Below are 9,003 nucleotides of genomic sequence, written 5' to 3'. Positions count from 1 at the left end.
CTTCTGGTCGCGGCGGGCGTTGCGATCTACATCGGCCATGTGGCAAAGGATCTGCCTGACTACGAAGTGCTGGCCAAGTACGAGCCGCCGGTGACTACCCGCATCCATGCCTCGGATGGCTCTCTCATGGCGGAATATGCGCGCGAACGGCGCCTATATTTGCCGATTCAGGCGATCCCCGACCGTGTCAAGGCGGCCTTTCTGTCGGCCGAGGACAAGAATTTCTACACCCACCCTGGCGTGGACATAACGGGATTGGGCCGCGCGGCGCTCACTTACGTTTCGGGTGGACCGATGCAGGGCGGTTCGACGATCACCCAACAGGTTGCCAAAAACTTCCTCCTCACTAACGAGCGCTCCCTGGAACGCAAGGTCAAGGAGGCCATCCTTTCGTTTCGCATCGAACAGGCCTATTCCAAGGACCGTATCCTTGAGCTTTATCTCAATGAGATTTTCTTTGGCTTCAACGCCTATGGTGTCGCCGGCGCCGCACTGACCTATTTCGACAAGTCGGTGAACGAATTGACTGTGGCCGAGGCCGCTTATCTGGCATCGCTGCCGAAAGGTCCGGCCAACTACAATCCCTTCAAGCATGCCGATCGCGCGCTTGAGCGGCGAAACTGGGTCATCGGCCAGATGGTCGAGAACGGCTACGTCACCCCCGAAGAGGGTGCGAAAGCGAAAGCCGAGCCGCTTGGCGTTGCCCCGCGCCGCACCGGCTCCTATCTTTTCGCTGGCGAGTATTTCACGGAAGAGGTTCGCCGGCAGATCATCGCCCGCTATGGCGAGAACGCGCTCTATGAGGGCGGCCTGTCCATTCGCACCACCCTTGACCCGAAGGTCCAGCTCATTGCCCGCACGGCGATGCAGAACGGTTTGATGAAATACGACACGCTGCGCGGCTATCGCGGACCGGTGAAATCAATCGACGTGTCCGGCGATTGGGGCGTCCCGCTGGGCGCCGTCAAGGGGCTGGAGGATGTTCCCGAGTGGTCGCTCGCCGTCGTGCTCGACAGTTCGGCGACAGGCCTGTCGATCGGCCTGCAGCCCGCGCGCCAGGCATCCGGCGACATCGTCAAGGAACGCGTCGAAGGCACCGTCAGCAAGGAGGACATGGGTTTTGCCATGCGCCATGTGGTCGACGGCAAGACCGTCAAGGCCAAGTCGCCGGCGGAGGTGTTGAAGCCGGGCGACGTCATCTTTGTGCAGAAGAACGATGGCTCCGACAATGCCTACAGCCTGCGCCAGGTTCCAGAGGTTGAGGGCGGCCTGATCGCCATGGATCCGCATACCGGCCGCGTGCTGGCCATGGTCGGCGGGTTCTCCTACGCGCAGTCCGAATTCAACCGCGCGACGCAAGCCATGCGCCAGCCGGGCTCCTCGTTCAAGCCGATCGTCTATTCGGCGGCGCTCGACAATGGCTATACGCCGGCTTCGGTGATCATGGACGGGCCGATCACCATCCAGAGCGGCAACACGACCTGGACGCCGAAGAACTACGACGGGACCGTCGCTGGTCCGGCGACTCTGCGCTCCGGCATCGAGAAGTCGCGCAACCTGATGACGGTGCGGCTTGCTAATGACATGGGCATGAAGCTGGTCGTCGAATATGCCGAGCGCTTTGGCGTCTACGACCATCTGGCGCCCTATCTGCCGATGGCGCTGGGCTCCGGCGAAACGACCGTGATGCGCATGGTGTCGGCCTATTCGATCATGGCCAATGGCGGCAAGTCGATCAAACCGTCGCTCATCGACCGCATCCAGGATCGCTACGGCAAGACGGTGTTCAAGCAGGATGAACGTGGCTGCCAGGGCTGCAATGCGCCCGAATGGCAGAACCAGCCGGAGCCTGAACTGGTCGACAATTCTGAGCAGGTGCTCGATCCGATGACGGCCTACCAGATCACTTCGATGATGGAGGGTGTCGTGCAGCGCGGCACCGGTGCCACCATCGGCGAACTTGGCCGCCATATCGCCGGCAAGACCGGAACGACGAACGACGAAAAGGACGCCTGGTTCATCGGTTACACGCCCAACCTCGTCGTCGGTCTCTACATGGGCTACGACACGCCGCGCGGCCTGGGTCATGGCGCCACTGGTGGTGGTCTCGCAGCACCAATCTTCAAGGACTTCATGCGGGTGGCGCTGGACGGCACGCCGAATGTCGACTTCAAGGTGCCCGAAGGCATGAACCTGGTCGCCATCAACCGCAAGACCGGCATGCGTGCCGCATCGGGCGATCCGGGCACCATCATCGAAGCCTTCAAGCCGGGCACCGGTCCCGCCGACAGCTATTGGGTGATCGGCATGGGCGCCGACGGCTCCAATGCCACCGGTGGCGCGCTGTCGCCGCAGGCCAATCAAGCCATCCAGTCCGGCGGCGGCGGCCTCTACTGACGATTTTCATGAGCGGATGGGCTGGCCTTGCGCCAGCCCATTTTGCTTTACAGCCGGCGGCGGCCTCCCTATGTATCGCGCCGACCGATTTCAGCAAACAGGACAGAACAGCCAGCCATGCGCGCGGAAACGCAGAATATTGTCGACGAGATCAGGCAGGCGATAACCCTGCTGAGGAGGCATCTTTGACTGGGATCAGGCCATAAAGCGGCTTGAATACCTCAATGTGCGCGCCGAGGATGCCAGCCTCTGGAACGAGCCGCTGGAAGCGCAGAAGCTGATGCGCGAACGCCAGGGCCTCGAAGAAGGCATCGCCTCGGTGAAAGGTCTGACGCAGGCGCTGGAAGACAATATCGGCCTGATCGAGCTCGGCGAGGAAGAACGCGACGAGGGCGTCATCGCCGAGGCTGAAGCCGCGATCCGCTCGATGCAGGGCGAGGCGAAGGCGCGCCAGGTCGAGACGCTGCTGTCGGGTGAAGCCGACGCCAACGACACCTATCTCGAAATCCATGCCGGCGCCGGCGGCACCGAAAGCCAGGATTGGGCCTCGATGCTGCTGCGCATGTACACGCGCTGGGCCGAGCGACGCCGCTTCAAGGTCGAGGTGCTGGAAGTGCATGACGGCGAGGAGGCCGGCATCAAGTCCGCCACGTTGATGATCAAGGGCCACAATGCCTATGGCTGGATGAAGACGGAATCGGGCGTGCATCGCCTGGTGCGTATTTCGCCCTATGACAGCAATGCGCGCCGGCACACGTCCTTCGCCAGCGTCTGGGTCTATCCGGTCATCGACGACACGATCGAGATCGACGTTTCCGAATCCGACGTCCGCATCGACACCTATCGCTCGTCCGGCTCCGGCGGCCAGCACGTCAACACCACCGATTCGGCGGTGCGTATCACACATCTGGCCACTGGCATCGCCGTCGCCTGCCAGGCCGAACGTTCACAGCACAAGAACAAGGCCAAGGCCTGGGAAATGCTGCGCTCGCGCCTCTACGAGGAAGAGCTGAAAAAGCGCGAGGCGGTTGCAAACGCCACCGAAGCGTCGAAGAGCGACATCGGCTGGGGTCACCAGATCCGCTCCTATGTGCTGCAGCCCTATCAGCTGGTGAAGGATCTCCGCACCGGCGTCGAGAGCACCAGCCCGTCGAGCGTGCTCGATGGCGACCTCGACGATTTCATGGAAGCCTCGTTGTCGCAGCGCATCGAAGGCGGTGCCGGTGAAGCCGTGGCGGACCTGGACTAGTGTATGCTCATATTCAGGTGAGGCCGGCCTGCAAACTCGGGCTGACCTGAATCTGAACATACCCTGCGCACCACAGCGACGGAGGAGAGAGTGCCGAGCAAGCTCACCGGAAAGTGCTTTTGCGGCGCGGTTCACTACGAGGTCGCCGACGAATTCATCTATGCTGGGAATTGCCATTGTTCGAACTGCCGGCGCACCACCGGTTCGGCCTTCAAGCCTTTCGCCGGCATCGAACGCGGCAAGTTTGCCCTCACCGCGGGGCAAGACAAGCTCCTGATCTTCGGCGACGAAAGCGGCCATGACGCGCATTGCGGCCGGTGCGGCTCCTTGCTTTATTCGCTCGTGCGCGATGGCGCCTACGTCCATGTCGCCATGGGAACCCTCGTCGACGATCCGGCCATCCGTCCGACCGCGCATATTTTCGTCGGCTCGAAGGCCGGCTGGTTCACCATCGCTGACGATCTGCCGCAGTATGAAGAGCACGTCGTGGCAGCTGGATCCGTCGACGAATAGGCTTCGGCCGGCCACGCAGCAATTTCTTGCGTCGACTCACATTTGCGCTCACCATCACGGCATTGAGGGGAGACAAAAAGCATTTATGGCCGGTCGCGGCATATCTGCAAGCTGACGATCTGGCCGCTGGGAAGACACGTTCCGGGAACGGGCAAGCGAAACGCTTGACGCTCGTTTGAAAGGAACGTTTCCATGTCTGCTGCCACATCCAGATCGGCCAATGCCGTTCAACCGGCTGGCCGACTTTTGTTTTCCCTGCTCGCAATCGGCGCGACCGCAATGCTGACGGCACCTGCCTTCGCACATGACGCCACGCCCACGGCGGCAAAGCCGCAAGGCTGGAGTTACCCATTCGCATGCTGCGCCAACTATGATTGTCGCACCACCCATACCGGCGAAGTGTTGGAGAAGCCCGAGGGCTATGTCATCGCCGGAACGGGTGAGGTCGTTCCAATGAGCGACAAGCGCGTCAAGGACAGCCCGGACGGCGAGTTTCACTGGTGCGCGCATCAGGCCGGTCTCGACGCTGGCAAGACAATCTGCCTGTTCGTGCCGCCGCGCTCTTATTGACGACAGGCCGGGTTTCCGTGGTTCGGTGGATGCCTGCTGACAGACAGTTGTCAGGAGCACCTCCTTATGCTGCCTTTGCCGTACAGAGCGGCGGGCGACAGGAGGAGTTCGTTGATGACCATCAAGGCAAGCTGTCATTGCAAGGCGACGACATTCGAGGTTTCGCAGGCACCGCGGACGGTGACGCAATGCACCTGTTCGTTCTGCTCGAAACGCGGCTCGCTCTGGGCCTACTACGTTCCATCGCAATTCAAGCTTACCAGCCCGCCGGAGAACGTTTCTGTCTACGAGTGGGGGTCGAAAACCGTAAGGCACGGTTTTTGCGCCACCTGCGGCTGCGGCACCTTTACCGAAACGCCGGACTGGTCGACCGGCGAGCCGGATTTCGACAATCCCAAGATCAGCGTCAACTCGCGGCTGTTCGACGATTTCGATCTCGACAAGGTCGAAGTGGTGATCATCGACGGCAAGAATCTCTGGTAGCCTGATCAGGCCATTCCGGCACGGCGATGCGGCGCTTTCGTCGGGCATTAGTCCTCCGGGAAAAGCCATGGGCGGCGCTTTTGCCGTTCCGCTTTTCGCCGCAATTCATGGTACAAGTCGCGGGAAGGGCTGATTTGGCGCCACCGCAAGGCGTGACTTGGAGAGGGACGATCCTATGAAAAAGACTGTGCTCGTCGTCGTGGCGACGGCTGTGCTCGTGAGTGCCTGCACCACCACCGATCCGTATACCGGCGACCAGAAGATTTCCAACACGGCGGCCGGCGCCGGCCTTGGCGCCCTGGCGGGTGCCAGCCTTGGCTTGCTTGCTGGCGGCAATGACCGCCGCAACGCGCTGATCGGCGCCGGCATCGGCGCGCTGGCCGGCGGCGCCATCGGCGCCACCATGGACCAGAACGAAGCCGAACTGCGCCGGCAGCTCGAGGGCACCGGCGTCAGCGTCACCCGTAGCGGCGACCAGATCATCCTCAACATGCCGTCGGACATCACCTTCAACTCGGATCAGGATGCGGTGAAGCCCGGCTTCTACCAGGTGCTGAACTCGGTTGCGCTGGTGCTGAAGAAGTTCAAGCAGACCACGGTCGACGTCTTCGGCCACACCGATTCGACCGGCGGTGACCAGCACAATTTCGACTTGTCGCAGCGCCGCGCGCTGGCCGTCGCCAACTATCTGTCCGGCCAGGGCGTCGATCAGCGCCGCTTCGCCGTCACCGGTTTCGGCAAGACGCGTCCCGTCGCGTCCAATGCGACAGCCGAAGGCCGCGCCCAGAACCGCCGTGTCGAGATTCAGTTGTCGCCGCTCACCTGAGCTGTTCGGCAAATCAATGCGAAACGGCCCCCGCGTGGGGGCCGTTTTTGCTTGAGCTGATGTCGGCGCTCTTCAGATGGAGCACCATAGGATTAGTCTTTGCTAAAATAAGAGCTTTCGCGCAGCCATGCAAAGGAATAGCATCATCGCTGTTCCGGAGGGGATGAGGCGGTACAAACTGGCCGCGCAATCAGCATTTTTCCGCCTCGGTCTTGCACGGCCAGATCAGAAAGTCTGGGAGGAATGCATGGCAAGAACAGCCACCCTTGGGCGCTGCGGCGTCCTCGCTTTAACAAGTCTCGCAAGCGCATGGTTGGGCATCGCTACGGCCCTGGCCGAGGACGCCAACAAGGCCGACATCGATGCCTTGAAAAAGTCGCTCGCCAAATATGAGGACTACACCGCCGCCGTCCGCGACCTTTATCTGTCGACAGTCGGCTGCGTCTATTACAGCGGAGAAAAGATACCGGGCGCGATGGATTACCCGAAGGGCGCCATGGGTATCCATTTCGTCAATGTCCCGAGTGTCGGCCAGAAACTCGACCCGATGCACCCCAATGTGCTGATTTACGAACCGACCAAGAAGGGCCTGCGCCTGGTGGGCGTGGAATGGCTCGTGCCGCTGACGCCGGACATCAAGGCACCGCCGAAGCTGTTTGGCCAAACCTTCATGGGCCCGATGGAGGGACACTATCCGCTCATCCCGAAAGAGTTCGTCCACTATGATCTTCACGCCTGGCTCGGGGACAACCCGAACGGCATGTTCAGTCCGACGAACCCGAACGTGAAATGCAACAAGGCCGAGTTTCCGATGCTGGAAAAGCCGACCAAGATGATGCCCGGGCCAATGTAACGGGCGAACCAGGCTGATCCATGTCGACGTGAACAGAGACTTAAAGCGGGTCGTTTGAACCCGTTCAGACGCGACACGCTTTAGGAGCCTTGCCGAGAAGGCAAGCCGGATGGCTGGCTTGCCTTCGCTCGGGGTCAGACCTTGGCGACGATCCGCATGAAGGCCGGCATGTCATCGCCGAAGCCGACGGTGGAGTCGTTATCTTCCTGGTGGCGTTGGCGGGCAGGGCGGTTGCTGTCGCGCTGCGGCCTGGTGTCGCCGCGTTCCGGTGCGCGCTGCTCGTTGCGATCGGATGATTTGCGCTCGGTGTTTTCCGAACGGATCGCTTCCTTGCGCGAGCGCCGTTCGCCGATGTCGGCGACCGCGGTCTCGACCACATCAGGCTGCTCCTCGCGTACCATTGCCGGTGCCGCATCTTCGCTTGGCCTGGCGTGGCGTTCGCGCGGTTTGCGCTCACCCCGGTCCTTGCGGTCATCGTCCTTGCGGCCGGCACGGCGCGGGGCGCCCTTGCCACGGCGCGGAGCGTCGTCCTCGCCGCCTTCGCTGGCGACCACTGTCGACAGGTCGCCGTCATGCCATTCGATCTTGTTGCCAATCAGCCGCTCGATGGCGTCGATGTACTTGGTATCCGACTTGGTCGCGATGGTGAAGGATTTTCCAGAGCGCCCGGCGCGGCCAGTGCGGCCAATGCGGTGGACATAATCCTCGGCATGGATCGGCACGTCGTAGTTGAAGACGTGGCTGACATCCGGGATGTCGAGGCCGCGCGCGGCGACGTCGGAAGCGACGAGGTAGCGCAGCTTGCCGTCGCGGAAATTGGCCAGCATCTGCATGCGCGCGCGCTGGTCCATGTCGCCATGCAACGCACCGGCGTCGAAATCATACTTCAGCAGCGAGCGGAACAGCTCCGACACTTCGACCTTGCGGTTGCAGAAGATGATGGCGTTCTTCAGTTCCGCATCTTCGGCCTTGATGAGGTTGCGCAATGTCTCGCGCTTGTCCCATGGCTTGGAGCCGGATTTGACCAGCCGCTGGATGATGTTGGTCGCCGCGGACGCGGCCTTCGAGACTTCGACGCGCACCGGCGCATGCAGGAACTTTTCGGTGAGCTTGGTGATTTCGGGCGGCATCGTCGCCGAGAAGAACAGCGTCTGCCTGGTGAACGGAATCATCTCGCAGATGCGCTCGATGTCGGGAATGAAGCCCATGTCGAGCATACGGTCCGCTTCGTCGATGACGAGGATCTCGACGCCGTTGAGCAGCAACTTGCCGCGTTCGCGGTGGTCGAGCAGGCGGCCGGGCGTCGCGATCAGCACGTCGGCACCGCGCTCCAACTTCTTGTCCTGTTCGTCGAACGACACGCCGCCGATCAGAAGTGCGATGTTGAGCTTGTGGTTCTTGCCGTATCTGATGAAATTCTCTTCGACCTGTGCGGCGAGCTCGCGCGTCGGCTCCAGGATCAGCGTGCGCGGCATGCGGGCACGAGCCCTGCCTTTTTCGAGGCGGGTCAGCATTGGCAGCACAAAGGAAGCCGTTTTCCCTGTGCCGGTCTGGGCGATGCCCAGAATATCCTTACCGAGCAAGGCGTGCGGAATGGCACCAGCCTGGATCGGCGTCGGCTGGGTGTAGCCGGCGTCGGTGACTGCGGAAAGGACCTTCGGCGACAGGCCGAGGTCTGCGAAGGTCAACGCTTCTTGAGCGGTCGTGGTGTCTGAGGACAAGTGTTGTTGTCTTTGGCTGGTTCGGGGAAGCGCAACGGCGTCTGTCGCGGCAAGCGCCACGCGCCTGCAAGATTGGTATTGCGATTAGGCGCAAGCCCGCGATTTGTCAACAGAAACGGGCGGCATTGGTGCGATTGTGAAGTTGTAACCTTAATCGGGATGCTTAATCGAGGTGTTGGTCACTGCGCCGGCTCAGTAGCGGAACTGCTCGGCCAGAATGCGCTCGTTCCAGGAATGATTGGGATCGAACAGCAACGTTGCTGTCGCCGTTGGTGATTCCCGTACCGTTACCGAGGTCACCGCCTTGACCTCGGTATGGTCGGCGGCGGCGTTCACCGGCCGCTTTTCCGGCTCGAGAATGTCGAAGCGCACGGTCGCCTTGTTGGAGAGC

Annotated in this window: 8 protein-coding genes and 1 pseudogene; 7 read left to right on the top strand and 2 right to left on the bottom strand. The window is 61.7% G+C overall.

Annotated elements, in window-relative coordinates; translation table 11 throughout:
* The 7 genes from EN935_RS12580 to EN935_RS12550 form a co-directional block, all read left to right on the top strand.
* Positions 1 to 2,397 (top strand): penicillin-binding protein 1A (locus EN935_RS12580; RefSeq protein WP_164771101.1); only part of this gene is annotated, 2,397 nt, incomplete at its 5' end.
* Between the two features lie 117 nt (positions 2,398 to 2,514).
* Positions 2,515 to 3,646 (top strand): peptide chain release factor 2 gene (gene prfB, locus EN935_RS12575; protein ID WP_109671693.1). Its coding sequence is split into 2 segments (ribosomal slippage): positions 2,515 to 2,580 and positions 2,582 to 3,646, totalling 1,131 coding nucleotides; the frame shifts between segments, so codons are not numbered across the junction.
* 90 nt (positions 3,647 to 3,736) lie between these two features.
* On the top strand, positions 3,737 to 4,159 hold the full coding sequence (locus EN935_RS12570) for a GFA family protein (protein ID WP_109671692.1): 423 nt from the start codon (positions 3,737 to 3,739) through the stop codon (positions 4,157 to 4,159).
* A gap of 192 nt (positions 4,160 to 4,351) precedes the next feature.
* A complete protein-coding gene (locus EN935_RS12565) occupies positions 4,352 to 4,729 on the top strand; it encodes a hypothetical protein (protein ID WP_109671691.1) in 378 nt (125 codons plus the stop codon).
* 114 nt (positions 4,730 to 4,843) lie between these two features.
* Positions 4,844 to 5,212, top strand: a complete 369-nt coding sequence (locus EN935_RS12560; RefSeq protein ID WP_109671690.1) for a GFA family protein — start codon at positions 4,844 to 4,846, stop codon at positions 5,210 to 5,212.
* 175 nt (positions 5,213 to 5,387) lie between these two features.
* Positions 5,388 to 6,038: an OmpA family protein gene (locus tag EN935_RS12555; protein WP_013531371.1), complete on the top strand. Its 651-nt coding sequence runs from the start codon at positions 5,388 to 5,390 to the stop codon at positions 6,036 to 6,038.
* Between the two features lie 247 nt (positions 6,039 to 6,285).
* Positions 6,286 to 6,891 (top strand): hypothetical protein, encoded by a 606-nt coding sequence (locus EN935_RS12550; RefSeq protein WP_109671689.1) that lies wholly within the window; start codon positions 6,286 to 6,288, stop codon positions 6,889 to 6,891.
* Between the two features lie 134 nt (positions 6,892 to 7,025).
* Here EN935_RS12550 and EN935_RS12545 read toward each other — a convergent pair whose 3' ends face one another.
* Both EN935_RS12545 and EN935_RS12540 read right to left on the bottom strand, forming a co-directional pair.
* Entirely contained in the window at positions 7,026 to 8,612 is a 1,587-nt protein-coding gene (locus tag EN935_RS12545) for a DEAD/DEAH box helicase (protein WP_164548698.1), read from the bottom strand.
* 192 nt (positions 8,613 to 8,804) lie between these two features.
* Positions 8,805 to 9,003 (bottom strand): annotated as a pseudogene (locus tag EN935_RS12540) (NAD kinase); the annotation flags it as partial.

The sequence above is a fragment of the Mesorhizobium sp. M7D.F.Ca.US.004.03.1.1 genome, from assembly GCF_003998635.1.
In the GTDB taxonomy this organism is placed as follows: Bacteria; Pseudomonadota; Alphaproteobacteria; order Rhizobiales; family Rhizobiaceae; genus Mesorhizobium; species Mesorhizobium loti.
The sequence above is the reverse complement of the archived record's forward strand: the minus strand, read 5'-3'. Positions and strand labels throughout refer to the sequence as shown.